The organism is Streptomyces sp. NPDC058240 (assembly GCF_042882135.1).
In the GTDB taxonomy this organism is placed as follows: Bacteria; Actinomycetota; Actinomycetes; order Streptomycetales; family Streptomycetaceae; genus Streptomyces.
In genome coordinates this window covers 123,899-149,892 of sequence record NZ_JBHVWT010000013.1, presented here as the reverse complement: position 1 = coordinate 149,892, position 25,994 = coordinate 123,899, and the positions used below count along the sequence as shown (strand labels likewise).

The 25,994-nt window shown below is 72.0% G+C and carries 20 protein-coding genes and 2 pseudogenes; 12 read left to right on the top strand and 10 right to left on the bottom strand.

Features of this window, described 5'->3' with window-relative positions; all coding sequences use genetic code 11:
* Positions 1-322: 322 nt before the first annotated feature.
* The 4 genes and pseudogenes from ACFVX4_RS21970 to ACFVX4_RS21955 all read left to right on the top strand — a co-directional run.
* The gene (locus ACFVX4_RS21970) at positions 323-2,410 is read left to right on the top strand and encodes a SpoIIE family protein phosphatase (protein WP_389979906.1); all 2,088 of its coding nucleotides are present in this window, start codon (positions 323-325) and stop codon (positions 2,408-2,410) included.
* Between the two features lie 91 nt (positions 2,411-2,501).
* Positions 2,502-3,113 (top strand): TetR/AcrR family transcriptional regulator, encoded by a 612-nt coding sequence (locus ACFVX4_RS21965; protein ID WP_389979903.1) that lies wholly within the window; start codon positions 2,502-2,504, stop codon positions 3,111-3,113.
* A gap of 87 nt (positions 3,114-3,200) precedes the next feature.
* The gene (locus tag ACFVX4_RS21960) at positions 3,201-4,904 is read left to right on the top strand and encodes an acyl-CoA dehydrogenase family protein (protein ID WP_389979900.1); all 1,704 of its coding nucleotides are present in this window, start codon (positions 3,201-3,203) and stop codon (positions 4,902-4,904) included.
* Positions 4,861-5,367, top strand: a pseudogene (locus ACFVX4_RS21955) (hypothetical protein); the annotation flags it as partial. The gene ACFVX4_RS21960 and the pseudogene ACFVX4_RS21955, both read left to right, overlap by 44 nt.
* A gap of 121 nt (positions 5,368-5,488) precedes the next feature.
* On the opposite strand, the gene ACFVX4_RS21950 reads toward ACFVX4_RS21955, so the two are convergent.
* The 5 genes and pseudogenes from ACFVX4_RS21950 to ACFVX4_RS21930 form a co-directional block, all read right to left on the bottom strand.
* Positions 5,489-6,148, bottom strand: a complete 660-nt coding sequence (locus ACFVX4_RS21950) for an SRPBCC family protein (protein ID WP_389979897.1) — start codon at positions 6,146-6,148, stop codon at positions 5,489-5,491.
* Positions 6,149-6,210: 62 nt separating this feature from the next.
* Entirely contained in the window at positions 6,211-7,323 is a 1,113-nt protein-coding gene (locus ACFVX4_RS21945) for an XdhC family protein (protein ID WP_389979894.1), read from the bottom strand.
* Positions 7,316-7,618, bottom strand: a pseudogene (locus ACFVX4_RS21940) (VWA domain-containing protein); the annotation flags it as partial. The gene ACFVX4_RS21945 and the pseudogene ACFVX4_RS21940, both read right to left, overlap by 8 nt.
* Before the next feature lie 267 nt (positions 7,619-7,885).
* Positions 7,886-8,446, bottom strand: coding sequence for a (2Fe-2S)-binding protein (locus ACFVX4_RS21935; RefSeq protein ID WP_389979891.1), 561 nt, complete (start codon positions 8,444-8,446; stop codon positions 7,886-7,888).
* Positions 8,447-8,462: 16 nt separating this feature from the next.
* A complete protein-coding gene (locus ACFVX4_RS21930) occupies positions 8,463-8,762 on the bottom strand; it encodes a DUF1876 domain-containing protein (protein ID WP_385323472.1) in 300 nt (99 codons plus the stop codon).
* A 255-nt stretch (positions 8,763-9,017) separates the two neighbouring features.
* On the opposite strand from ACFVX4_RS21930, the gene ACFVX4_RS21925 reads away from it, so the two are divergent.
* The 3 genes from ACFVX4_RS21925 (at position 9,018) to ACFVX4_RS21915 (ending at position 12,883) form a co-directional block, all read left to right on the top strand.
* Positions 9,018-9,848, top strand: a complete 831-nt coding sequence (locus ACFVX4_RS21925; protein ID WP_389979888.1) for a PP2C family protein-serine/threonine phosphatase — start codon at positions 9,018-9,020, stop codon at positions 9,846-9,848.
* A gap of 66 nt (positions 9,849-9,914) precedes the next feature.
* The gene (locus ACFVX4_RS21920) at positions 9,915-10,910 is read left to right on the top strand and encodes an MASE1 domain-containing protein (protein WP_389979885.1); all 996 of its coding nucleotides are present in this window, start codon (positions 9,915-9,917) and stop codon (positions 10,908-10,910) included.
* A gap of 419 nt (positions 10,911-11,329) precedes the next feature.
* Positions 11,330-12,883, top strand: a complete 1,554-nt coding sequence (locus tag ACFVX4_RS21915; protein ID WP_389980018.1) for an exopolysaccharide biosynthesis polyprenyl glycosylphosphotransferase — start codon at positions 11,330-11,332, stop codon at positions 12,881-12,883.
* Between the two features lie 81 nt (positions 12,884-12,964).
* Here ACFVX4_RS21915 and ACFVX4_RS21910 read toward each other — a convergent pair whose 3' ends face one another.
* A complete protein-coding gene (locus tag ACFVX4_RS21910; RefSeq protein ID WP_389979882.1) occupies positions 12,965-13,948 on the bottom strand; it encodes a GDP-L-fucose synthase family protein in 984 nt (327 codons plus the stop codon).
* A 128-nt stretch (positions 13,949-14,076) separates the two neighbouring features.
* Between ACFVX4_RS21910 and gmd the strand changes: the two genes are divergently transcribed.
* The 4 genes from gmd (at position 14,077) to ACFVX4_RS21890 (ending at position 18,965) form a co-directional block, all read left to right on the top strand.
* Positions 14,077-15,090, top strand: coding sequence for a GDP-mannose 4,6-dehydratase (gene gmd / locus ACFVX4_RS21905; RefSeq protein ID WP_266423691.1), 1,014 nt, complete (start codon positions 14,077-14,079; stop codon positions 15,088-15,090).
* A 100-nt stretch (positions 15,091-15,190) separates the two neighbouring features.
* Positions 15,191-17,449 (top strand): LamG-like jellyroll fold domain-containing protein, encoded by a 2,259-nt coding sequence (locus ACFVX4_RS21900; RefSeq protein WP_389979879.1) that lies wholly within the window; start codon positions 15,191-15,193, stop codon positions 17,447-17,449.
* Complete coding sequence (locus tag ACFVX4_RS21895; protein WP_389979876.1) at positions 17,446-18,141, top strand: hypothetical protein; 696 nt, start codon at positions 17,446-17,448, stop codon at positions 18,139-18,141. Before ACFVX4_RS21900 ends, ACFVX4_RS21895 begins: the two co-directional genes overlap by 4 nt.
* Positions 18,138-18,965, top strand: coding sequence for a glycosyltransferase family 2 protein (locus ACFVX4_RS21890; RefSeq protein WP_389979873.1), 828 nt, complete (start codon positions 18,138-18,140; stop codon positions 18,963-18,965). The genes ACFVX4_RS21895 and ACFVX4_RS21890 overlap by 4 nt, the downstream gene beginning before the upstream one ends.
* Here the strand turns inward: ACFVX4_RS21890 and ACFVX4_RS21885 are convergent.
* Positions 18,937-20,127: a glycosyltransferase gene (locus tag ACFVX4_RS21885; protein ID WP_389979869.1), complete on the bottom strand. Its 1,191-nt coding sequence runs from the start codon at positions 20,125-20,127 to the stop codon at positions 18,937-18,939. The two genes, ACFVX4_RS21890 and ACFVX4_RS21885, sit on opposite strands and share 29 nt — an antisense overlap.
* Before the next feature lie 105 nt (positions 20,128-20,232).
* Here ACFVX4_RS21885 and ACFVX4_RS21880 point away from each other — a divergent pair, with 105 nt between their 5' ends.
* A complete protein-coding gene (locus ACFVX4_RS21880; RefSeq protein WP_389979865.1) occupies positions 20,233-21,747 on the top strand; it encodes a hypothetical protein in 1,515 nt (504 codons plus the stop codon).
* Here the strand turns inward: ACFVX4_RS21880 and ACFVX4_RS21875 are convergent.
* The 3 genes from ACFVX4_RS21875 to ACFVX4_RS21865 are packed head-to-tail and all read right to left on the bottom strand — an operon-like array spanning position 21,707 to position 25,895.
* Positions 21,707-22,960: a hypothetical protein gene (locus tag ACFVX4_RS21875; RefSeq protein ID WP_389979862.1), complete on the bottom strand. Its 1,254-nt coding sequence runs from the start codon at positions 22,958-22,960 to the stop codon at positions 21,707-21,709. The two genes, ACFVX4_RS21880 and ACFVX4_RS21875, sit on opposite strands and share 41 nt — an antisense overlap.
* Entirely contained in the window at positions 22,957-24,633 is a 1,677-nt protein-coding gene (locus tag ACFVX4_RS21870) for a lipopolysaccharide biosynthesis protein (protein WP_389979859.1), read from the bottom strand. The genes ACFVX4_RS21875 and ACFVX4_RS21870 overlap by 4 nt, the downstream gene beginning before the upstream one ends.
* Complete coding sequence (locus ACFVX4_RS21865; protein ID WP_389979856.1) at positions 24,630-25,895, bottom strand: glycosyltransferase; 1,266 nt, start codon at positions 25,893-25,895, stop codon at positions 24,630-24,632. The genes ACFVX4_RS21870 and ACFVX4_RS21865 overlap by 4 nt, the downstream gene beginning before the upstream one ends.
* Positions 25,896-25,994: the final 99 nt, after the last annotated feature.

Here is a 25,994-nt window from a genome sequence, read left to right as displayed (position 1 = left end):
GCTCCGTGGGACTTTGGGGGTCGGCCCGTTGGGGAGGGGGGGGGGAAAGGACGCGTCGTCCTCTTTTGTGTGGGGTGGTGGTGGTCTGGGGCCGGCCCCCCGGGCCGCCACCAGGAGGATTTCTTCATTCCGGAACCGGCCGGTGAACCCGGGGCGAAATGCGGGAGTCGCGCCCGTGGCACGCCGGTGCGGTCGCGCGCACCGGCCGGACGGCGCTCCCCCGTCCGCCGCTCCCCGGGTGGCGGAGTCCGCGCGGTGCGCCGACGCTTGTCCCTGACCTGCCGACCCGGACGGGCGGGCGCAGCCTGATGGGGGTGAATCCGTGTCGGACGCCGGTGCACCGGTCCCCGAGCCGGCAGGGGCCGACGGTATGGCGGCGGCGATCCTGCACACCCTGTTCGCCCAGTCCGCCGTGGGGCTGCATGTGCTGGACACGCGGTTGCGGGTGATACGGGCGAACGTCCTGTCCGACGCCGTCCCCGCCGAGCGCCTCGCGGGGCAGTACTTCACCGACGCGTACTGGCTGGAGAGGCCGCACGAGGCGGAGGGGGTGCTGCGAGGAGTGCTGGAGAGCGGTGTGACCGTGCGCGACCTCGTGGTCCGCGGCCGGCTCATGGACGTGCCCGGCCCCGATCGCAGCCTCAAGGTGTCCGTCCACCGGCTGGACGACGCCCGGGGGCGGACGCTCGGGCTGCTGGCCACGGTCGTCGATGTGGACGAGGAGGAGAAGGCGCGCACCCGGGCGGCGTGTCTGACCGCGGTGCGCACCCGGGTGGGCAGGTCGCTCGATGTGGCGGCCACCTGCGAGGGGCTCGTCGAATCCGTGGTGCCGGTGTTCGCCGACTTCGCCGTCGTCGAGGTGGTGGACGAGGTCCTGCGGGGATCGGATCCGCCGATGGGGCCGCTGGGACACGATGTCCCGCTGCGCCGCGCGGCCCTCCGGGGTCTCGGTGCCGACGGTCACCGGGACGGCCTGGTCGGCGAGATGCGCCGGCTGCCCGCCCGTACGCCCTACGCCCTGGCCGTTTCGGACCTGCGGCCCCGGCTGGTCCGGATCACCGCGCGGACGCCCTGGCTGGACACGGCCCCCGCCAGCACGCGGCTGATCGAGGCGATCGGGGCCCACTCCATGATCGTGGTCCCGCTGAAACTGCACGGCGCGATCCTCGGCCTGGTGAGTCTCTACCGGTGCCGGGAGTCGGAGCCCTTCGAGGAGAACGATCTCCCGCTGACGCTGACGGCCGCCGCCCATGTCGCCCTCAGCATCGACAACGCGCGGCAGTACGAGCGCGACCACGTGATCGCTTCGACGGTCCAGCGCAGGCTCCTTCCGCAGCACGACAGTGACCACGTCGCCGTGGAGACCGCCCATGTCCTGCTGCCCGGACGCAACAGCGGCTCCTGGTTCGACACCATCGGCCTCTCCGGCGCCCGCACCGCCCTGATCGTCGGTGCCGTCGAGGGGCCGGGGCTCCAGACGGCCATCACCATGGGCCAGTTGCGGACCGCCATCCACGCGCTGGCCGGACTCGACCTGGAACCCGACGAGGTGCTCGCCCGGCTGGCCGAAACCGCCGACCGCCTCGCCGGGGAACGGGCGGCGCTGCCGCCGGGGGACCGGCTGCTCGGGCAGTCCCTGTCGGCAACCTGCATGTACGCCGTCCACGACCCGTTCGCCGGCACCTGCACCATCGCGCGGGCGGGGGACGCGACACCGGGCCTCGTCGCCCCCGACGGCACCACGAAGCCCCTGGACGTGCCCGAGGGTCCCCGGCTCTTCTCCGGCGACAGCGCCCCCGTCGCCACGGCCACCTTCGCACTCGACGAAGGCAGTGTTCTGGCGTTCTTCTCCGGCACCCCCATGCCCGAGGGCCGGCAGTCGGCGGGGCTGCGCGAGGCCTTCGCGGACCCCGGCCGCAGCCTGCAGGACCTGTGCGACGACGTGGTCTACAACCTTCCGGCCGACGCACACCCCGGGGGCGCCGCCCTGCTCCTCGCCCGGACCGGTGTGGTCCCGCCGGACCGGGTCGCGGCCTGGGAGCTGCTCCAGGACCGGACCACGCCGGGCATGGCCCGCACGCTCGTGCGCGACCGGCTCGACGGCTGGCACCTCGACGAGGAGACGATCGAGGCGACCGAACTCATCGTGAGCGAGCTCGTCACCAACGCAGTCCGCTACGGCACCCCTCCCCTGCGGCTGCGGCTGATCCTGGACCGCACGCTCACCTGCGAAGTGCACGACAGCAGCCCGGTCTCACCCCATCTGCGCCATGCCCGCACGGTCGACGAGGGCGGACGCGGACTGTTCATCGTCTCCCAGCTCGCCGCCCACTGGGGCACCCGCTACAGCGCCGACGGCAAGACCCTGTGGACCGAGCAGGAGCTCGGGCCCGCCGCGGACGATTCCTGACCGGGGCCGGACGCTTCCGTGACGGGCCATTGCACCCGGAGAACAACAGTGGTTGGCTGGACAACAGAAGATATGAATCGGGGTTCAGATCATGGCCTACCGACCCACCGCCCGTACGGAAGCGACCCGGATCGCCCACCGTGATCGGCTGCTCGACGCGGCACGGCAGCTGCTCGCCGAGGGCGGGTACCCGGCGGCCAGCATCTCCGCGCTCGCCCGGCGGGCCGGCGTCGCCACCGGCAGCGTGTACAACCACTTCGCCTCCAAGCAGGAGCTGCTCGCCGCGGTCTTCCGGCATGTCGCGGGCCATGAGCTCAGCGCGGTACAGGAGGCGGTGCAGGCACACAGCGGCGTCACCGAGCAGCTGCGCGCGCTCGTCGAGGTCTTCTCGTACCGCGCGCTGCGCAGCCCCCGTACGGCCTGGGCGCTGCTGGCCGAACCGGTCGATCCGCTCGTCGAGGAGGAGCGGCTCACCTACCGGCGCGGCTACCACATCCTCGCCGAGACGGTCATCGTCGCCGGTATCTCCTCAGGTGAACTTCCCCCGCAGAACGCCCAGTTGTCGGCCGCCGCCGTGATCGGGGCGGTCGGCGAGGCACTGCTCGGGCCGCTCTCCCCGGTCGGTGCGCGGACCGACCCCGAACCGGTCGTGGAGAGCATCACCGCGCTGTGCCTCAGAGCGGTCGGCGCCGAAGGCGCCTGAACACGAGCCGCCCGTCCCGCCCCACCGCTTCCCCCGCCGCCCCGACCGCCGACCGCCGACCGCCGACCCAGGACAGGACCACCCGCCATGACCGTCACCCAGCACCGGACCGGCCTGCCACCCGCAGCCCCCGCGCCGCACCCCACCCACGAGGTCACCAACCAGGCACCGCCCCGGAAGGACCTCGACGAGTACGGCACCAACCTGCCGCTCGCCGAGGCCGTCCGCACCTTCGGCGCGGCCTGGCACGAACCGGAGCTGCACGAGATCGGCACCCTGGTCGGTTCCGAGCGCTTCCAGACCGCCACGGAGCTCGCCCACGCCTCGCCGCCCGCCCTGCGCACCCACGACCGGTACGGCAACCGCGTCGACGAGATCGACTTCCACCCCGCGTACCACGAGATCATCGGCGCGGCCGTGAGCCACGGCACGCACACCGCGGGCTGGGCCGACCCGAAGCCCGGAGCGGCGGTGGCGCGGGCGGCGTCGTTCATGCTGTTCGCCCAGATCGAGCCCGGCCACGCCTGCCCGATGTCCATGTCGCATGCCGTGGTCCCGGTCCTGCAGCGCGATCCGGAGGTGGGCCGGGACTGGCTGCCGGGCCTGCTCAGCCGCTCGTACGACCCCCGCCTGATCGCCCCGGACCTCAAGTCCGGGCTGACCTTCGGCATGGGGATGACGGAGAAGCAGGGCGGCTCCGACGTGCGCGCCAACACCACGCGGGCCGTCCCGCTGGGCTCCGACCCCGACGGCCGGGCCCATCTGCTGACCGGCCACAAGTGGTTCTTCTCCGCCCCGCAGTCGGACGCCTTCCTGGTGCTGGCCCAGGCCGAGGCCGGACTCACCTGCTTCCTCGTGCCGCGGGTACTGGCCGACGGCACCCGCAACACCGTCCGTATCCAGCGGCTGAAGAACAAGCTCGGCAACAAGTCGAACGCCTCCTCCGAGGTGGAGTTCGACGGCACCTGGGCGGTACGGGTCGGCGAGCCCGGCCGCGGTGTCCCGACCATCATCGAGATGGTCAACCACACCCGGCTCGACTGTGTGCTCGGTACCACCGCGGGCATGCGCCAGTCGGTGTCGGAGGCGATCTGGCACGCCCGGCACCGCAGCGCCTTCGGTGCCCGGCTGGCCGACCAGCCGGCCATGACTGCGGTCCTCGCCGACCTGGCGCTGGAGACGGAGGCCGCGACCTGGACCTCGCTGCGCCTGGCCCACGCGTACGAGAGCGGCAGCGGCGAGTCCGAGGAGATGTTCCGCCGGCTGGCCACCGCGGTGTCCAAGTACTGGATCTGCAAGCGCGGCCCGCACCACGCCTACGAGGCGCTGGAGTGCCTGGGCGGCAACGGCTACACCGAGGACTGGCCGCTGGCCCGGCGCTACCGCGAGCAGCCGGTGATGGCGGTGTGGGAGGGGTCCGGCAACGTCATCGCCCTCGATGTGCTGCGGGGCATCGGAAGAACACCGCAGTCGCTGGACGCCTTCTGGGCCGAGCTGGAGACCACGGCCGGTGCCAGTTCCGTGCTGGACGCACACGTCCGCCGGGTCCGCCAGGAGCTCGCCGAGGACCTGCGCGACCCGCTGGCGGCGCAGACCCGCGCCCGAGCGTCGGTCGAGGGCATGGCGCTGGCCCTGCAGGCCTCGCTGATGCTCCGTCACGCTCCCGCGGCGTCGGCCGAGGCGTTCCTGGCCGCCCGGCTCGGCGAGGCCCGTGGCCATCAGTACGGCATCCTGCCGCGCGGCACCGATGCCGCGTCGATCGTGGAGCGGCACTTCGGCACCGGCGGCTGAGAGGCTGTCGGGTGACCTCGGATCGGAAAAGCGGACGCGGTCTGGTGCGTGCGACTCCAAGGCGGAGGAGGGAGGCGACGCGGAGCGTCAGAGCCTGTGGCAACTCACCACCACACTGCGGGAGTTCCGGGGCGATGCGCACGTCTCCGCGCTCGCCGACCACGGTCTCGACGCGCCCGAGGCGCTCGTTCTCGCCGCCGCCACGGACCGTGTCCCGCGCGAGGGCATCCGGCTCGACCGCGGCTGGAGCGAGGCGGAGTGGGCGGACGCCGAGGAACGGCTTCGCTCCCGCGGCCTGATCGACGCGGAGTCGGATGCCACGCCGCGCGGTCACCGGGAACGGGAGCTCGTCGAGGACACCACCGACCGGCTGGCCGCGCGGCTGCTGTGCCCCCTCGCCGAGAGCGCGGCGGACGAACTGCTCGCCGCCCTGGAGCTGCCGACCCGGCAGGTGCTGGGGGCGAAGCTGCTGCCGTTCCCCAACCCGATCGGCCTGCCACGGCCGGTCTGGAAGCCGGTCGCAGGGTCCGGGCGGGACCGGCACAGCAGGATCACCGAGCGCAACGCTACGGCTCCGGCGGCCGTCATCCGGTGTGACACGTGCGGCACGCGCCGCCGCAGCGGCAGCAGCGCCGGGCGAGCAGCACGGCCAGCACGGCGAGTGCGGCCACGGCCACCGCCCCCGCGGCACGCCTGGCCACCTGTCCGCCCGCCGTGCGCAGCAGATCGATCGGCTCGGCCCCGCCCGTCGGCGAGGTGTCCGCCGCGTCGTCGGCGGACTGTGCCGATGCGGACGGTTGTGCGGCCGAGAGCCGTTGCGCGAGGCAGTCGGCGAACCGGCCGACGAGTCCGTCGCTCACATCGCTCATGACCCCGCGGCCGAACTGGGCCGACCGTCCGGTGACGGTGAGGTCGGTGGTCACCGAGACGGTCGTCCCGCCGTCGTGGCCGGTCAGTGCGGCGGTCACCGTCGCGCTCGCCGTGCCCTGGCCGCGTACTTCGCTGCCCCGGGCGGACAGGACCATGCGATGGGCCGCGTCGTCCTTCTCCAGGAAGGTCGCCGTGCCCCGGTACGTCACGGTGATCGGTCCCACCCGCACCTTCACGGAGCCCTTGACGGTGTCACCGTCGAACTCCTCCACGGTCGCGCCCGGCATGCACTGCGAGACGTGTTCGATGTCGAGCAGTTCCCGCCAGGCCTCGTCGACCGGGACCGGCACGGTGAATGAGTTCTGCAGCTGCATGGTCCGCTCCTCTCACGAATCACAGCGGTCACGAAGACCGCAGGGTCATGGGGCCGGCGCGGTCACCCGGATCCGAGCCGCGGGCGGTGGATCGCCCCGGCCTTCTCGGTGAGCGGGCTGCCCGTGCCGCCCCAGCGCAGGGCCACGATCTCCGCGGCGATGGAGACGGCCACCTCCTCGGGGGTGCGCGCCCCGAGGTCGAGGCCGATGGGGGATCGCAGCCGCGCCAGTTCCGCTTCGCCGAGCCCCGTCTCGCGCAGCCGGGCCATGCGGTCCTCGTGGGTCCGGCGGCTGCCCATCACACCGATGTACGCGGCCGGGGTGCGCAACGCCACCTCCAGCAGCGGGACGTCGAACTTGGGGTCGTGGGTGAGTACGCACATCACGGTCCGCCCGTCGGTCTCCGTGTCGCGCAGATACCGGTGCGGCCAGTCGACGACGACCTCCGCGCCGTCGGGGAAGCGGCGCGGGTCGGCGAAGGCGGGGCGGGCGTCGCAGACGGTGACCCGGTATCCGAGGAACGCGCCGATCCCGGCCACCGCCGCCGCGAAGTCGATCGCGCCGAAGACCAGCATCCGGGGCGGCGGGGCGAACGACTGGAGGAACACGGCGACATCGTCCTCGCGCCGTTCGCCGTTCGGGCCGTAGTGCCGCAGTCCCGTTGCCCCACGGGCGAGTTCCCCGCGTGCGTCGGCGGTCACCGCGGCGTCGAGGCCGCTCGCGCCCAGGGACCCCGAGACGGTGTCCGGCCGAACCGCGAGGGCGGCGCCGCGCGGGGCGGGTCCGTCGGTCACGGTGGCGACCACCACCGGGCGGTGCCCGGCGACCGATGCGGCGACCTCGCCGAAGGCGGGGTCGCTCGCCGACGTCACCGGGCGTACCAGGAGGGTGATCTCGCCGCCGCAGGTGAGTCCGACGGCGAAGGCGTCCTCGTCGCTGTATCCGAAGGTCTCCAGCCGGGCCCGGCCGGTCTCCACGACTTCCTTGGCCAGTTCGAAGACCGCGCCCTCGACGCAGCCGCCGGAGACGCTGCCCACGACCTCGTCGTCCGGGCCCACGGCCATCGCCGCGCCGGGGCCGCGCGGCGCGCTGCGGCTGACCGCGACGACGGTGGCGAGCCCGAACGGCTCCCCGGCGGCGTACCAGCGGCCGAGCACCGGCAGGATCTCACGCATCGGAAGCCACCCCCCGCACCACTGCGGCCAGATGTTCCAGGGCCGCCAGACTGTGCCCTTCGACGAACGCGTCCACGTGCGGCAGCGCCGCCGCCATGCCCGCCGCGAGCGGTGCGTAACCGGGCTGCGCCTTGCGGGGGTTGGCCCAGACCACGCGATGCGCCAGCCGGTGCAGTCGGCGCATCTGGGCGGCGAGCAGTGCGGGGTCCGCGCGCTCCCAGCCGTCGGAGAGGACGACCATCACCGCTCCCCGTGCGCAGGAGCGCTGCCCCCAGCGGTCGAGGAAGGTGCGCAGCATAGGTGACCTCGACCTTCCCGGTGGGCAGCATGCGGATGGTGGCGGCCTCCCAGCCCCCGGCGGCGTACCGCAGATCGCGCAGGACGCGGCTGGGCGCGAGGCCGGCGTGGGCCATGGGGCTGCGCAGGATCGCCAGGTGCAGCAGGCCCGGCACCGTGATGTTGTCGGTCCAGGTGGTGCGGCCGGTGACGAGCCGGGCGTCCTCCTTGCGGGTCCGGGAGCGGCCGACCTCGGGGCGTGGCTTCCCGGTGGTGACCGGACCGGTCATGTCCGTGCCTCCTGCCGGGCGGTGACCGGGGCCGCGGGTCGTTGCCCGTCCGACCGGCCGGCTTCCGTGGGCCGGGGCGTGGGGGCCCGGCAACGACGCTCCTCGGCGGCGGCGGCCAGGACGGCGCGCACGATGTTCTGGTAGCCGGTGCAGCGGCAGAGGTTGCCCTCCAGCCCGTGGCGGATCTCCTCGGGCGCAGGATCGGGGTTCTCCTTGAGCAGGTCGCGGGCCGCCATGATCATGCCGGGCGTGCAGTAGCCGCACTGCAGCGCGTGCTGCTCGTGGAACGCTGTCTGCAGCGGTGTCCACTCGCCGCCGGAAGCGAGTCCCTGGACGGTCGTCACCTCCCCGCCATCGGCCTGTACGGCCAGCACGGAGCAGCTCTTGACGCTGTCGCCGTCGAGTTCGACGGTGCATGCCCCGCAGTTGCTGGTGTCGCAGCCGACCGGGGTGCCGGTGAGGCCCAGGTGGTCCCTGAGGTAGTGGACCAGCAGCAGTCGGGGCTCGACCTCGTCCTCGTACCGTGTGCCGTCCACCGTCATCGATATGCGGGTCATCTGCGCTCCCCGGGGATCAGGCCGTGGTGTCGGACCATGCGTAGGGCGGGGCCACGGGGCCGCTCGCGGGTCCGGCGCCCACGGTCTCCAGTTCCTCGTCGGCGGCCTTCATCAACTGTGCGGCGACGTCCTTCATGGCTCTGCTCGCCGCGAGTTCGTCGCCGATGACGGGTACGTCCACGTCCTGCGGGTTGCACCGGGCGACCCCGTGTCCCGTGAGCTGTGCGGAACCGGTGTCCAGCACCGCCTCCGCCCTGGTCGTCCCGTCGTCCTCGGTCAGACCGAGACGGAGCCTCCACTCCAGCGTGCGGGTCATCGCGCACCTCCTGCGACCGCGTCCGGTCGCGATGCGCCGCCTCGACGCGGTCCTGCCACCAGCATCCACCCGCTCCGGCGGGTTCGCCCGTTCCGGCTCGTCCTGCGGAGATCACACCGCCGAAATAGGATGCGGGATGTCGAATTCCACCGAAGGCGGGCGACGGCCGGCCGTCGCACCGGGATCCGGTCCGTCGGCGCCGCCGCGGCAGTCCCTGTGTTGCGCCGCGCGGACGAACGCAGTGCGGAGCGGCCCATGAACCGGCGTCGTCCTCCCCGTTCGGCGAGCGCCGAGGAGTTGCTCACCACGCTGCAACAGCTCACCTCCCGGGCCCGCCGCGAGGTGGAGCTCCATCAGGCGCGGGTGGAACTGGCCGAGGCGCTCCAGCGCGAGATGCTCCCCGCGGCGCTGCCCGCCCGTCCCGGCCTCCAGACCGCCGCCCGGTACACACCGGCCCGCAGCGGGCTGGACATCGGTGGCGACTGGTACGACGGATTCGTACTGCCGGACGGTGCGCTGGCCTTCGCCATCGGGGACGTACAGGGCCACGACGTCGAGGCCGCCGCGTTCATGGGCCAGATCCGCATCGCCATGCGGGCGATCGCCGCCACCGCCACGGACCCCGGCGAGGTCGTGGGCCGGACCAACGACCTGCTGGTCTCGGCGGGCTCCGGCCTCTTCGCGACCTGTACGTTCGTCCGCCTCGACCCGGACACCCGGGAACTGCACAGTGCCCGCGCCGGGCATGTCGCCGCGGTGTGGGCCACGGCCGACGGCCGTTCCGGCGTGACCAGTGACGAGGGCGGGCTGCCCCTGGGGATCCAGGCGGGCGAGCGCTATCCGGTCACCCGGCGGCAGCTGACGGCTCCGGGCGCGTTCGTCCTGGTCACGGACGGGGTGGTCGAGGGTCCTTCGTTCCCGATCGACCGAGGTCTGGACGCGGTGACGCGGCTGGTGCTCGCACAGGTCGGCGCCGACGCCGGCGAGCTGGCCGACGCGGTGCTGCGGGCGGCGGAGCAGACCGGGCACCAGGACGACGCCGCCGTCCTCGTGGTACGTCACGGGGCCGCCCCCGACCGGCCCTGATCTGCCGGACAGGCCGTAGGCGTGTCAAACAGCCGCCACCCGTCCGGGCGGTGTCTGATGAGATGCGTGATCCGCAGCGAGAGAACCAGACGTACGGCCGTGGCCGTACTGCGTGCCCTGGCCGTCGCCGCTGCCTACTACGCGGCCGGAGGGCTCGGCCTCATCCGGGAGGTGTCCGTCCACGGCGCGGTCGTCACACCGCTCTGGCCGCCGACAGGCATCGCGCTGGGCGCCCTGCTCTACCTGGGCCTGAGCGCCTGGCCCGGTATCGCGCTGGGCGCCCTGCTCGTCGTCGCCACGCTCAGCGGCTCGGTCACGCCCTCCGCCTTCGCCGTCGTGGCGGGCAACACCGTGGCGCCCGTCTGCGCGTATCTCATACTCCGCAGGGCCGGTTTCCACACGGAGCTGGACCGGCTGCGCGACGGAGTCATGCTGGTCTTCCTCGGCGCGCTGGCCGGGATGGTCATCAGCGCGACCGTGGGCACAGGCATGCTGCTGCTGGACGGCAAACTGCCCCTGAGCGGGTTCTGGCCGGTCTGGGCGGCATGGTGGTCGGGGGACGCGATGGGGGTGCTCGTGGTCACCCCACTGCTGCTCGTGCTGCGCAGGCTGCGGATGCCGCGGACCACCGACCGGTGGATCGAGGCGAGCGCGCTGCTGATCGTCTCCGTCACGGTCTCACTGGTGGCGACCCGCAGCTCATTGGCGATGCTCTACCTGGTGTTCCCCCTGGTCGTCTGGGCCGCCCTGCGATTCCGGCTGGCGGGGAGCGCGCCCTGCGCCCTCCTGGTGTCCGTCCTGGCAGTGATCGCGGGAACGCAGAGGGTGGGTCCGTTCGAGGGCCATACCATCCTTCACGTGATGGTCAACCTCACCGTGCTCAACGGCTGCGTGGCCCTGATCGCGCTGCTGCTCGCGGCGCTGGTGACCGAGCAGAGCAATATCCGGCACAGGATCGAACGCGCCTGCGAGGAACTGGCCGAAGTGGTGGATCACCTGGCGCCGGGAAGGGCGGCGGCCGCATGGCCGCCCCGGCCCGAGGATGAACTCGACGGCGGCTGAGCACCACGCGCCCCTCCGTCACCGCCCCCGGCGCACTCCCGCGTCGGCACAACACACCGAAACAATTCGGCCAACGGCCGTCACCGACTGCCCACTTGCTCGTTTGTTGGCCGGGGAAGGTCTCCCGACAGCACGTCGTCGCGGACGAACCTGGTGGGCAGGCCGAGCAGTTGCCGGCGCACATGTCCGCACACAACCCGATTCAGGTGCATTTCAAATGCCAACAATTGGCCGCAGACCAAGAGATCCGGCGCGGAACGGGACGAGATCCGAGTCAGTGCGCATGTCTGAACTTCACGAGAACTCCAGCGAAATGGCACGTGTGTGGATATCGTGCACCGAGCGAGGGCGCATCCGTCAGTCCATGAGATCGGCGGATGCGCCCCGTTTGTGACGATGCAACTGTGACTGGGGGGTTCATGGGGCATGTCGAGCTACCCGATTCGGACAGATCAGCACCCGTGGGACTGGCGGGAGCGCCACGTCCGCGGTCTGTTGCGGATCGGCCTCGTAGCAACGAACTCGACGCATTGTGGAGGGCGCCGAGCGCACAGCGCGAACGTTCCGGGTCGGCCGCCGCGAAGAGAAGGACGGCCCGGTGCATACCGGTCGTCGTCGGCGCCGAGCTCCTCGGCCTCGGGGTTCCGGCATGGCTCGTCCTGCGCGTCGGCGAGCAGTCCCGGACCGCGGTGGCCGCGGCCGTGGCCGTGGCCGCACTGGCGTGGTCCGGCCTGCGGGCCGTGCGCGGCCGGTACGCGGACCGGCCCCCGGGCGGACCGCCGGGGGTGCTGAGCACAACCGGGGACTGGCTGCTCCTCATAGGTGTGCTCGCCGTGCTGAGCACCATCACCGGCGGATCGGCCGATCCCGCGGAGGCGGTCGTGGCACTGCTGCCCGGCCTGCCGGCCGGCATCGCGGCGCAGGCTCTGCGGCGGCTGCCGTGGCCAGGACGCCGGCAACGGGCCGTCCGGCGGGTGCTGGTGGTCGGCGAGGCGCCGGGGGTGGACCGCGCCGTCCGGATGCTCGCGTCCCGTGCGGACCATCCGTACGCGGTCGTGGCCGCGGTCCCGGTCGGGACCGCACCGCTGGAGTGCGGGGTTCCGGTGCCGGGCCGGCTCGCACCGGCTCCGGCCGACGACGACGTGTCGACCGTGCTGGGCGGGGCCTTCGCCCAGGAGGCGGACCTGGCGCTGGTGGTTCCCGGGCCCCGGCTCTCCGAGGAGCGGCTGTGCCGGCTCACCCGGGGGCTGCACGACGGCGGGCTCTCGCTGTCCGTGCTGCCGGGGCTCTCGGGCATAGCGGCCGACCGGGTGCGGCCCACAGCGGCGGCGGGGCTCACCCTGCTGCACATCGCACCACCCCTGCGCCGGGGGCCGCAGCCCGCTCTGAAGGCCGTCGTGGACCGCTTCGGTGCCGCCCTCGGCCTGCTGGTCCTGGCACCCCTGCTGATCCTGATCGGCGCGGCGGTACGGCTCGGCTCCGCCGGGCCGGTGTTCCACCGCCAGATCCGCCACGGGCAGCACAACCGGCCATTCACGATGTGGAAGTTCCGCACCATGGTGGTCGACGCGGAGAGCCACAAGCAGCGGCTCGTCGCCGCGAACGAGATCGACGGCCCGATGTTCAAGATGCGCCGCGATCCCCGGGTGACCGGAATCGGCCGTCTGCTGCGCCGGTCCTCGCTCGACGAGCTCCCGCAGCTGCTCAATGTGCTCCGCGGCGACATGTCACTGGTCGGTCCACGCCCTCCGTTACCGGAGGAGGTGTCCCGCTACGACGAGCGCGAGCTCCGGCGGCTCACGGTGAAACCGGGACTGACCGGTCTGTGGCAGGTCAGCGGCCGCTCGGACCTGTCCTGGCAGGAGACGGTCTCGCTCGACCTGTGGTACGTCGACAACTGGTCGGTGGCCACGGACGTGGGACTCATGGCCCGTACGCTGCGCGCCGTCACCGACGGCCGCGGGGCGTACTGAGAGCGGCGGCCGTCGATGGGAGGAGCGCGAACGCTCCGGCCGTGCGCGGCCGGCCCGTACCGGTCGGCCCGCCGGGCCCGCTCAGACCTGCGCGGTCTGCCGCTCCAGCCACCATGCGTAGGTCCGGGCGATCCCGTCACGCAGCGCGATCCGCGGCACGAAGCCGAGAGCGGTGAGCCGGGAGACGTCGAGCAGCTTGCGCGGAGTGCCGTCGGGTTTCGCCGTGTCCCATCCGACGTTTCCCTGAAACTCCGTCACATCCCGGACAATGGTGGCCAGTTCACGGATCGTCAGATCGCTCCCGCAGCCGATGTTGACCGGCTCGTCACCGTCGTAGCGCTCCAGCAGCAGGAGGCACGCGGCGGCGAGATCGTCGACGTGCAGGAATTCCCGGCGGGGGCTCCCGGAGCCCCAGAGCGTGACCTCGGACGAGCCGTCCCGGCGCGCCTCGTGGAAGCGACGGATCAGCGCGGGCAGTACGTGCGAGGTCTCCGGGTCGAAGTTGTCGCCCGGACCGTAGAGGTTGGTGGGCATGGCGCTGATGTACGAGGCGCCGTACTGCCGGCGGTAGGACCGGGTCTGCACGATTCCGGCGATCTTGGCCAGCGCGTACGCCTCATTGGTCGGCTCCAACGGGCCGGTGAGCAGGGCGCTTTCGGGGATCGGCTGCGGGGCGATCCTGGGGTAGATACAGGACGAGCCGAGGAAGAGCAACCGCTCGACCCCGGCCGCGTGCGCCCCGGCGACGACGCTCAGCTGGATGCGCAGATTGTCTTCGAGGAACTGCACCGGATACGTGTGGTTGGCCATGATCCCGCCGACCTTGGCGGCGGCCAGCACCACGGCGTCCGGACGGACCTCACGGAGAAACGCCTCGGTCCGCGCGGCATCGCGCAGATCGAGGTGGTCGCGATCACGGGTGATCACCTCGTGCCCCTCGGCGGTGAGGCGGCGCACCACCGCCGATCCGACCAGGCCGCGGTGGCCCGCGACGAAGATGCGCGCACCGGATCGCAGGAAGGGGCGGACGGATTCCTGGGAAGGGCCGGGGAGATCAGTCGTCATGGGCCGGATTCTGCCAGCACCCGCAGCCCGCGGTGATGTCTTACCGCAGACAGCTCAGTTCAGATAATTCGGCGGGAAGTATTCGGTGCGGAACAACAGCCACTGAGGTGACCAGAGAAGGGGGAGTCGTGGCGAAGACCGCGCTCATCACCGGCGTGACCGGACAGGACGGTTCGTACCTGTCCGAGCTGCTGCTCGACAAGGGGTACACGGTCCATGGACTGATACGCCGCTCGTCGAGCTTCAACACCGAACGCATAGACCACATATACCAGGGGCCGGAGGAGGAGAACCGTTCGTTTCTGCTGCACCATGCCGACCTCGCCGACGGTGTCGCGCTGGTGAATCTGCTGCGCGACATCCGGCCGGACGAGGTCTACAACCTGGGCGCGCAGTCGCACGTCCGCGTCTCGTTCGACGCTCCGCTGTACACGGGTGACATCACCGGTCTCGGCACCATCCGGCTGCTGGAGGCGGTCCGCGCGAGCGGCATCGACACCCGTGTCTACCAGGCGTCGTCGTCCGAGATGTTCGGCGCCACCCCGCCGCCGCAGAACGAGCGGACCCCGTTCCATCCGCGGAGCCCGTACAGCGTCGCCAAGGTCTACTCGTACTGGTCCACCGTCAACTACCGCGAGGCCTATGGCATGTTCGCGGTCAACGGGATCCTCTTCAACCACGAGTCCCCGCGCCGCGGCGAGACCTTCGTGACCCGGAAGATCACTCGCGGGGTGGCCAGGATCAAGGCGGGCCTGCAGACCCATCTCCACCTGGGCAACCTCGATGCCGTACGAGACTGGGGGTACGCCCCCGAGTACGTCGACGCGATGTGGCGGATGCTCCAGTGCGATGACCCGGACGACTACGTGGTGGCCACCGGCGAGGGCGTCAGCGTCCGGCAGTTCCTGGAGTACGCCTTCGCCCACGCGGGCCTGGACTGGCGCGAACACGTCCGCCACGACGCCAAGTACGAACGCCCCAGCGAGGTCGACGCCTTGATCGGGGACGCCACCAAGGCCGAGGAACTGCTCGGCTGGAAACCGGTCGTGCGGTCGCGGGAGCTCGCCAGGATCATGGTCGAGGCGGACATCCGCCAGCTGTCCGACCAACTCGCCGGAGCGGCCGTGCGGGTGGACCGATGAGATCGCCCGGGACCGATACGACAACCGACTCCACCGCAACCCCGGTGGAGCCGGGCGCCGCGGCCTGCCGGCCGCAGCTCGTTCTCACCTTCGGAGCTGAATGATGAACGGAACCACGGGGCGCAGGCGCTCCGGCCGCGGCCGGCTACGTGCCGCTGCCGCCGCGCTCTGCCTGCTCGCCGGAGCGCTGACCGCCGCCGCGTCGGGGGGCTCCCCGGCCACGGCCCTCACCCCGCCGGTCTCCCTGACCGCGGACGACCTCACCACCTGGCAGACCAACGGCATCGTCTGGTCGATGGCCGGATCGGACGCCGGCGTCGTCTACACCGGCGGCACCTTCTCCACCGTCCGGCCGCGGGACGCGGCAGCCGGCACCTCGGAACGGCCGGCGGTGAACTTCGCCGCCTTCGACGCCGCGACCGGTGCGCCGACCGGCTGCAGCCTGTCGTTCACACTCTCGTCCGGCACGGCGACCGTGCGGGCCCTGGCACTCTCCCCGGACCAGAAGACCCTGTACGTCGGAGGGAAGTTCGGTTCGGTGAGCGGCGTCGGGGTGAGCAATTTCGCCGCGATCGACACCGCCACCTGCACCCCTCGCCAGAACTTCAAGGTCGCCGTCTCCGCGACGGTACGGGCGCTCGCCGTCACCGCCGACACCGTGTACCTGGGCGGTGACTTCAACTCGGTGGCCGGACAGACCAGGAACAAGTTCGCCGCCGTCACCACGGGCGCCGCGCTGAAACCGTGGAAGGCCAACACGGACGAGGTGGGCCGGGCCGTCGAGCTGACGCCCGACCGCAAGCACGTACTGATCGGCGGTGACTTCTTCAAGGTCAACGGCACCACGTCGCACGCACTGGCGGTCGTGGACGCCACCACGGGGGCCGTGGCCAAGAGCTATCCGGCCGGGTTCATTCCCAACACCTCCACGGTGAAGGACCTGGCCACGGACGCCACCGGCTTCTACACCGCCAACGAGGGCACCGGAGGGGGTGTCTTCGACGGCCGGATCGCACTGAACCTGAGCAACTTCGAGCAGCGCTGGCGGGACACCTGCCTCGGCGCCACCCAGACCGTGCTCGTGCACAACGGCGTGCTGTACAGCGGCAGTCACGCCCATGACTGCGCCACCATGGGCGAGTTCCCGAACCAGCCGCGCAAGCATCTGCTGGCCCAGTCCGTCGACGATCCGAAACTGCTCCCCTGGTTCCCGGACACCAACGACGGGATCGGGGAGCCGGTCGGGCCGCGGGTGATGGCCCAGGCCGACAAGGGCGGCCACCACTATCTGTGGGTCGGCGGCGAGTTCACCACCGTCAACGGCTCGGCCCAGCAGGGCCTGACCCGGTTCGCCGACGGTCCCGACACCGGGGCTCCGTGGGTGCCGAACGTCAGCCTGTCCACGGTCGCCGCGGGCAAGGTGGAGGTCAACTGGCAGGCGAGCTTCGACACCGACGACGGTGAACTCACCTACCGGATCTACCGGGACGGCGCGAGCACCCCGGTGCACACCACGACGGGGCGCTCAGTGTTCTGGGACCGGCCGCAGCTGAGGTGGACCGACACGGACGTGGCCGCGGGCGAGACCCACTCGTACCGGATCAGTGCGAGCGACGGCACCAACACCAGCGCCAAGTCGACCGCCGTCTCCGCGACCGTGGCATCCGCGGCCGAGAAGTATCCCGCCAAGGTCCTCGCGGACGGTGCTTCGCTCTACTGGCGGTACGACGACGCCTCGACCTTCGCGGGAGACACCGGCGCCGGGCGGGACAACGGCTTCGCACGCAACTCCCCCGCCCGGCGGGTGACCCCGGCCGCTGTCACCGGACCCTCGACCGCGGTCGGCCTGAACGGTTCGAACCAGTACGTCTACAGCAACAAGCGCCATCCGCAGCCGGCCAAATTCTCGGTGGAGACCTGGATCAGGACGACGACCACCAAGGGAGGGAAGATCATCGGCTTCGGCAGTCTGACCATGCAGAACAGCACCCAGTACGACAAGCACGTGTACATGCGCGACGACGGCCGGCTGGTCTTCGGCGTGAAGAGCGGCAGTGCCCGGACCATCACCACACCCGCCGCCTACAACAACGGCGCCTGGCACCACGTCGTCGCCACGCAGGGCTCCGGCGGCATGGCGCTGTACGTCGACGGGAAGCTCCGCGCCTCGACCGCCCTGTACACCGGCAACGAGAAGTACGACGGCTACTGGCGAGTGGGCGGGGACAACCTGAACGGCTGGCCCAGCAGGCCGACGAGCGATTTCTTCGCCGGGCAGCTCGACGAGACCGCCGTCTACCCGACCGCGCTGAGCAGCGCGCAGGTCAGTGCTCACTACGCGCTGAGGACAGCTGGATGAGGCATCCGTTCCGGGCCGGCGCCGCCGTCGTCGCACTGACGGCGGCGCTGGCCGCCTGCGGCTCGTCCTCCGAGGGGGACAAGGGGGCGAGCGGCGCCGGGCCGTCGGCGGAACGGGCCCCGCTCACCGCCCCGTCGGCCGGGCCCGGCACCACCGCGTCCGGTGGCCCCTCGGCTCCGCGCACGAGCGAGCCGCCGAAGCTTCCCTCCGATGAACTCACCCCGGCCACCGGCTCGTTCACCAGGAAGCAGAAGGACTATCTGGTCGACCGGGTGCCCAGGGGCATGGACCCGGCAGCCGTGCTCCAGACCGGTCAGGAGACCTGCGACAGGCTGGGATTCCTGGTGAAGGCCGACCGGGACGTGGCGGTCGGCGCGATCGTGACCGGCGAGATCGCCGATGCGGAGCCCGCCGTCGAGCACCTCTGCACCCGGCACAGGGACCTGCTGCGGGAGGCCGCCCGGGGCTACGCGGACGGCACGCACAAGGACGGGCGGCTCCGGCCGGGCCGCTACCACGACGTCTCCCCCACCGGGAGCTGTACCTGGCAGATCACCGGGGCGGACGGCAGGCCCCTGGTCTCCGGCTCCGCCCCCGCCGGGAAGCGGGCCACGATCACCGTCCCCCGGGAGGCCCGCGCCTTCACCTCCACAGGCTGCTACGCCTGGCTGCCCGAAGGAGACCTCGGATGAGCAAGCTGCCGATAGCCGTGGTGATCCCCACGAAGAACGAGGGGCTCAACATCGCCGAGGCGGTGAAGTCGGTGCTCGGCCATTTCGAGGCGGTGGTCGTCGTCGACTCGCACAGCACCGACGACACGGCGGAGATCGCCGAGGACTGCGGGGCCGAGGTGATCACGTACACCTGGGACGGCGGTCATCCGCGCAAGAAGCAGTGGTGTCTGGACCATGTCCGCACGGACCTGGACTGGATTCTGCTGCTCGACGGGGACGAGCGGATCGGTCCCGGTCTGCTGGCCGAACTGCGCCGGATCTTCGCCGACCCCGGCGCGCCGAGGCCCGCCGCGTACGACATTCCGCTCGGCTACTGGTTCTCCGGGAAGCGGCTGCGGCACGGCTACACCATCCGCAAGCGGTCGCTGACCGACCGCACCCGCTGCCGGTACCCGGAGGTGGGGGATCTCGACGCGCCGGGAATCGGCGAGGTCGAGGGCCACTACCAGCCGGTCGCCGCATCGGCCGGATCGCTCCGCAATCCGATCGAGCACCAGGATCTCGACCCGGTCACCGCCTGGTTCGAGCGGCACAACCGCTACTCGGACTGGGAGGCGTGGCTGGAGCACCACCCCGAGGTCAAGGAGCAGGTGCGCAGGGTGAAATCGCGCCAGGGGCAGCTGTTCCACAAGGCACCGTTCAAGCCCCTGGTGTCGTTCGCCTACATGTATGTGTACCGGCTGGGGTTCCTCGACGGGCGGGCGGGGTTCGACTTCGCGCTGGCGATGAGCTTCTACCGCTGGCAGATCGCGCTCAAGTCCCGTGAGGGAAGGACCGTTTGACCTGTCGGCCGCTCCGGCGGACCACGTCCTCGTAGGTCCACCGGAGGGTCGCGGTCACGGCCCCGATGGTGAAGTCCTCATTGACCATGCCCCAAGCCGCCCTGCCCGCCCGGGTGTTGGCCTCCGGTTCGAGGAGTTCCAGGACGGCGGCGGCGACCTTGAGGGCGTTCTTCCCGTCCTCGCCGACCCGGCTGTCGATCACCCGGCCCGCGCCCGCGCGCGCCACATCGGGGCCGAGTCCGCAGGTGCGGGTGATGACCACGGGGGTGCCGACCGACATCGCTTCGAGGACGGACACGCCCAGGGGCTCCTCGATCGACGGCAGTACGTACACGTCGGCGCGCCGCCCCGCCGCCAGGACCTCTTCGTGCCCGAGCGGCCCCACATGGTCGAGCGACCCCATCACCCCCAGCCTGCGGGCGAGTTCAAGGGTCGCGGGCAGCGCGCCGGTGTCGGGACCGGCCAGCACGAAGCGGGCGTCCGGGTGCTCGGCCAGGACCGCCGGCATCGCGGCGACGAAGTCCTCCGGGCGCTTGCGCTCCTGGATCCGGGCGAGGAAGAGGACCGTCGGCGGCCGCCCCGGCTCCCGGGTGGGCTTGATCTCCTGCGGGCGTACGCCGTTGACCAGCCGAACCGTGCGGGTCAGCGGGACCGGCGCGGCGACGGCGTTCACATCGAGGCGTTCCGTCTCGGTGAGGTGCAGTACGGCATCGGCCCTGCGCAGCACCTTGCGCACCCCCAGCAGATCGGTCAGCCGGGCGACCCGGTTCTCGGTGGGGTCCACCATGCCGTGCGTCTGCACGACCAGGGGTGTGCCGGAGGCCAGTGCGAGCAGCGCGGCGGGCAGTGTCACCAGGTCGCGCATCAGATGGACGTGGACGAGGTCGGCGCCGCGCATCATGCGGCGCGCGGTGTGCAGGAGCGCACCGGAGGTGATTCCGCTGACCTCGAATGCGGGGAGCAGATGGCGGGCCCGGAAGAGATGGGCCGGCACTCCCTCGACCTCGCGCGGGAGGGGCCCCTCGAAGCCGTCGCCCAGCGCCATGATCCTGGCGTCGTCACCGGCGGCCCGCTGGACCTTCGACAGGTTGAGCGCCACCCTTGTCGGGCCACCGAACGCATGGTCCGGGGTGTGCAGCGTGACCACGTGCAGGATCTTCACCAGGGTTCCCCTCGACCTCGGCCGACCCTCACAGACTAGTCATCCAAACACCCCAAGTGGGTTGATTCGTTAGAGTGTTCACAGGTCCACGGAAACGGGGAGCACATGACGTCCGTGCACGAGGCGGTGTCGTCCGCGCCCGTACCGGAGCACGGCCCGCGAGAGCCGGTCCATCCGCCGGCGAACCCCATGTCGTGGGCGATGCTCTCGCGCGCCCTGGCCGTACCTCTCATCCTCGCCCTGGTCTGCTTCCTGCCCGCGGTGATCGCCGCGCAGCCGGGCACGGGCGTCCGGGACACCGCGTACTGGCTCCAGCTCGTGCTGACCTGTTATGCGGGGGCCCGGCTCGCGACCATGGTCCTCTCGACCCGGCGGCGGCTGCTCCAGGGCATCTTCTGGATGTTCGTCTACATCGCGATGGGGGTGGCGCCGTTCGCCCAGGCCGTCATCGGGCAGACACCGACGCCGATGGTCGGGCCGCGGTCGGATCTGGTGACGGCCGTCGCGCTGATCCTGGTGGGCTGTGCCGCGTTCGACCTGGGGGCTCTGCTGGCGTCCCGGCGACCGCTGCGCCGACGGGTCGCCGCGCGCTCCGGGAGCGGTCCAGCCGTCGCCCACCGGGGGCGGCTCAGGCTGCTGGTGCTGCTGGCGTTCGCGGCGAGCGGCTACTACGTCCTGAAGCTCGGCGGGCCCGCCGTCTTCTTCACCAGCCGCCAGGAGATCAGTGCGTCGGTCGCGGCGAGCGGGGTGGTGTCGGGTCAGTCCAATGTGGGATCGGCCTTCCTCAAGGGCTTCGGTACGGTACCCGCGTTGCTCGCGCTGCTCTTCTTCACCCGTCGCCTCGTGACCTCGCGCAGGGCCCGGCGCTCCCCGTCGACGGTGCTGGTCTGGGCCGGGCTGATCGGGCTCAACGCGATCGTCAACAACCCGGTCTCCAACGCCCGTTACTGGTTCCTGACGGTACTGGTCTCGCTGCTGTTCACCGCGTTCCCCAGCAGCGCGGCGATGTACCGCTCGGTACTGGCCATGGGGGTGGTCGGAGCCCTGGTGCTGTTCCCGTACGCGGACCGCTTCCGCTACGACAGCGCCGGGTACCGGCCGGTGGATTCGTCGTCGGTGTTCGAGCCGCTGGCCACCAAGGACTACGACCAGACGGTGATGTTCGCCAACACCATCACCTGGGTCGAAACCCGCGGCCACACGTACGGGCGTCAACTGGCGGGCTCCGGCCTCTTCTTCGTGCCCCGTTCGGTGTGGAGCGGCAAGCCGGAGGACACGGGGGTGCGCGTCGGTCAGTGGATGGGGATGAGCATGACCAACCTGTCGGCACCGCTGTGGACCGAACTCTGGGTCGACTTCGGTGCGCCGGGCATGGCCGGTGCCTTCGCGCTGATCGGGTACGTCGCCGCCCGTACCGACCGGCGGTACGCGCGGGCCGTCTCCCGCGACGGTCCGGGACCCGGCAGTGTGCTCGCCGTCATCGCGCCGCTGATCGCCGGGTACACCTTCATTCTGTTGCGCGGGCCGCTGTTGCAGGCGGCGGGGAAGCCGGCCGTCGCGGCGCTCTGTCTGCTGCTGGTCACAAGCTTCCGGAGCCAGGACGGGCGGCGTCCGCGCTGAGCGGTGCCCGTTCGACGGCGGTGCGGCGCGTCAGCCCGGCCACCCTGGTCCAGGTGGCCACCGCCTTGCACACGGAGCCCAGGCACAGACCCCAGGCCGCACCCGGCACCCCGCCGAGCACATAGCCGCCGATGAGGAAGGCGACTGCGGCGAGCGAGAAGACCACCTGGATGGAGAGGGTGGTGCGCGGGTCGAGCATGCGCAGGGCCAGCAGTCCGCAGGTGCCGACGGCCATCGCCGCGTACTGGCTGCCGGTCGCCGGGAGGAGGGCGGCCGCCATGGGCCAGGTGTCGCCGAGCAGGTGGCGTCCGGCTCCGCCGGGCAGCAGGGCCAGTGCGGTGGCCCAAGAAGCGGCGGTGGCCGCCAGGACGGCCGCGAGCGTCACCACGGCCCGTACCCTGCGCCGTTCGTCGGCGAGCCTTCCCAGCAGGGGCGGTCCGAAGCCGGTGGCCGAGGTGAACAGCACGTTCAGCGGTCCGAAGAGGGTGGTCGCGCCGCGCAGGGCACCGACCACCAAGGGGTTGCCGACCGCGCCGAGACCGAGCACGGAGAACTGTCCAGTGGCATTGCCCACCGCGAACTCCACCACGAAGCGTCGCCCCAGATGGCCTCGCCGCAACAGGACCCTCAGCCGCAGGGGCGTTCCGGCCACCCTGCGGTGCAACAGGGCGGCCGACAGCAGCAGGGCCGGCAGTGTGGAAAGCCCCCAGACGATGACGAGCCGGGCGGCCGGGGCGCCGTGCGGCTGGACGGCCAGCGCGCCCAGCACACAGACCAGTCTGAGCACGTCGCCCGCCAGCGCCAGGTGCGGCAGGTGCAGGGTGGAGAAGACGTACCGCATGGTGTCCTGGCCCAGGACGACGGGCAGGACGAGTCCCAGCGCCATCAGGGCGTGCGCGGTGGCTCCCGGCAGCAGCAGACAGACTCCGGCCACCAGGGCGCCGAGCACCGCCGCCGCGAGCAGGGTGAAGACGACCGCCGACCGGCAGGCGCCGCGCACCTCATCGCTCCCGCCGCGCCGCAGCACGAGCGGCTGCCCGGTGTAGGCGCCGGACACGCCCAGAAGCACCGTGAAGACGAGGTAGACCGCCGAGAAGCGGGCGAAGTCGGCCACGGTGGAGAGCCGGGCGGCCGTCACCAGCACCAGGATGTTGGTGAGCGCGGCCACCCCCTGGTCCGCGACCGAGCAGACGATCGCGGTCCGTGCCCTCATCTGTGTCCGGCGGTGGAGTCGTAGGGGCGCAGTCCCAGCGTCTCGGCGGGGTCACCGGTGTGCGCCGGCCCGCTGCCCGCTCCGCTCCCCCGGCCCGGACGTCCACCGCCCATGTGGCGCTTGGCGGCCTTCCTGAGGGCCCGGCGCTCGTGGCGGCTCCGGCCGGGGTGCAGCAGGGCGCCGAGTACGGTGCCGCCCGCCGCCCCGATGATCTCCCGGATCCGCTCCAGGTCGCTGCGGCGCACCTCGCGCGGGTCGCAGACCACCACGACGCCCTCCACCCGGTCGATCAGTGCGACGGCGTCGGCGTACGACAGCACGGGCGGGGCCAGCACGATGACGACGGCGCCGGGCCGGTCGCCCTCGGCGACGATCACGCCGACGGGCGCCGACGTCAAGGCACGCGGCACATTGTCCGTGCGCCGGCCCGCTATCAGGGTGAAGGCACCCGCCCCGGGTACGTCCACGTTCATCCGGCTCTCCGACGGCCAGGCCCGTTCGCCCCGGGTCGCCCAGCGGGGCCGGTAACCCTGCACCGCCGGGCCCAGGTCCCTGGCCAGCGCGGGGGTACGCAGATCGGCCTCGACCAGGATGACGTCACGTCCCATCTCGGCGAAGGCCGCGGCCAGGTTGGCCGCGGCGGCGGCCGCCCCGGCGCCGTCCCCGCGCGGGGCCGTGACCAGGAGCCTGCGGCGCTGGGCGAACGAAGGATCGTAGGCGAGCCGGAAGGCCACCGCGCGGTACTCCTCGGCGAGCCGGCTGCCGCTCCGCCCGATGGCCAGCAGCGTCCCGGCGGACGCGCGCTCCCTGGGCAGGGTGCCGAGCAGGGGCGCGCCGAGTGAGCGGACCAGTTCCCGGGTGGAGCGCACGGCCGGGTCGAAGACCAGGCGCACCCAGGACAGAAGCAGTCCCAGCGCGAGGCCGACGACACCGCCGAGCCCCAGCAGCAGGGGCAGTCCGGCGCCGGTGGGCCCGCTGGGGGCGACGGGTTTCTTCGTCAGGTATCCGGGCGTGGTGTCCAGCGCGTGCAACTCGGAGATCTTCCGGCTGAGTTCGGAGATCGCGACCACGAGGTTGGCCCGCGCGCTGGTCACGTCGTCGCTCCCGGTGGCCTGCTGCGCCAGCTGGTCGCGCTGCGTGGTGAGCGGATTCAGCTGGGCGCGGTAGCCCTCGACCATGTTGGCGATGCTGTCCTCGGTGCGCTGTCTGCGAATCTCCAGATAGGCGTCGGCGAGTGCCTGGGCCCGGTCCTTCGCCAGCGCGGGGGTGCGGCCGGTGTAGGAGAAGCGGAGCACGAGGGTGTTCGGCGGGTTGGTGACCTGGAGGCCGGACAGCAGCGGCCGGACCTCCACCCGGTCCCCCTGTCTGGCCAGGGTGGCGACGGCCAGGGTGCCCACGGTGTCGCTGACGGCGGTCTGCCTCTCCGAGCCGATGTTGATGCCCTTGTCGGCGGAGGCACCGGCGGCGAAGGGGTCCGAGGCGGCGGAGCGCACGACGACCTCGCCCGTCGACGTGTAGCTCTCCTCGCCGCTCAGGGCGAGCCAGCCGCCGCCGAGGAGCCCGACGACCACGCCGGAGACGAGCAGGGCCCGGTAGCGCAGGAGCTGGCGGAACTGGTCCCTCAGCAGCGCGGGTTCGTCCTGGTCCTCCAGGGCGCGGATCGGCTGGTTCATCGACGTGGTCTCCCTTGTGCGTCCGCGAGGACCTCGGTGAGCAGGGCGTCGAAGCGGGCCAGGCCCGCCTCGCGGCTCAGGTGACGTGCGGCGTACTGCGGTCCGTTGGCCCCGAGCGCGTCCGCCCCGGCCGGCGCCTCGACGAGCTTCCGTACGGCCGACAGCAGGGCCGCGGGGTCCTCCGGGGCGACGAGGAGCCCGGCGCCGGACCGTTGGACCTCCTGTGCGGTGCCTCCCCCGTCGGCGACCGAGGCCACGACGGGCCGGCCCGAGACGAAGTAGGAGGTGAGTTTGGACGGGACGCTCATGTCGAGGACGGATGCCCGCTGCGTCACCGCGAGCACGTCGGCGGCGGCGAGGATGTCCGTGAAATCGGCCGCGTCGGCCGGGGGCAGGATGTCGAGGTTGCGCAGGCCCGCGGCACGCCCCAGCAGCGCCTCGCGCTGATTCCCGTCCCCCATGAGCACCACGCGGATCTCCGGGGCGAGCCGGGCCGCGTCGACGAGGACCTCCAGGCCCTGCTTGAGCCCCATGTTCCCGGAGTGCAGGACCACCGGGGTGCCCTCGCTCCAGCCCAGTCGCGCCCGGGTGCCGGCCCGGTCGGCGGAGGGCGCCCGCACATGCGACCAGTTGGGCACGGTACGGATGCGCCCCGGGTCCACTCCGTACGCGGTGACGCGGGGCACGAAGCTCTCGTGGATCACGCCGACGAGGGCCGCGGAGCGCAGCGCATACCGTTCGGCGGCCGAGGCGACGGCTGCCGCCCTGTCCCCGCCCCGGATGCCGCTCTGCGCGGCGGCGGCGCCCATCAGGTCCTGCACGACCGGTATGTACGGGACGCGGTGGCGGGCGGCCAGCCGGGCACCGATGACACCGCCGGCGAGACTGGGCATCTGGGAGACCACCGCGTCCGGCGGGCGCGCGGCGGGCGGCGACAGCAGACCGTGACCGAGCACCGTCGCCTCGAACGCGGCTCTGCGCAGGGCGGTCTGACGGGTCGGCACATAGTGTCTTCGCCGGTGCACGGTGACCCCGGCCCGCTTCTCGGCGACCCGCCACACACCCCGGTACTCCGGGTCGGTCCGCCAGGACGGGTAGTGCGGCATTCCGGTCAGTACGTGCGTGTCGGCCCCGGCCACGGCCCAGTGTTCGGCGAGCTGTGCGGCGTACGGGCCGATGCCCGTCAGCTCCGGTGCGTAGTTCGTCGAGACGACCAACAGGGCGCGGCCCTCGAACGGCTTGTGCTGCTCGGCATCGGACATGGACGCTCGCCTTCCCCCCGGAACAATCTGTGTTCCCCCCCCAAGGAACAGCCCCAAAAGCGAGCTTATCCGTTCACGTGATGCGCAAGTGGCCTTCAC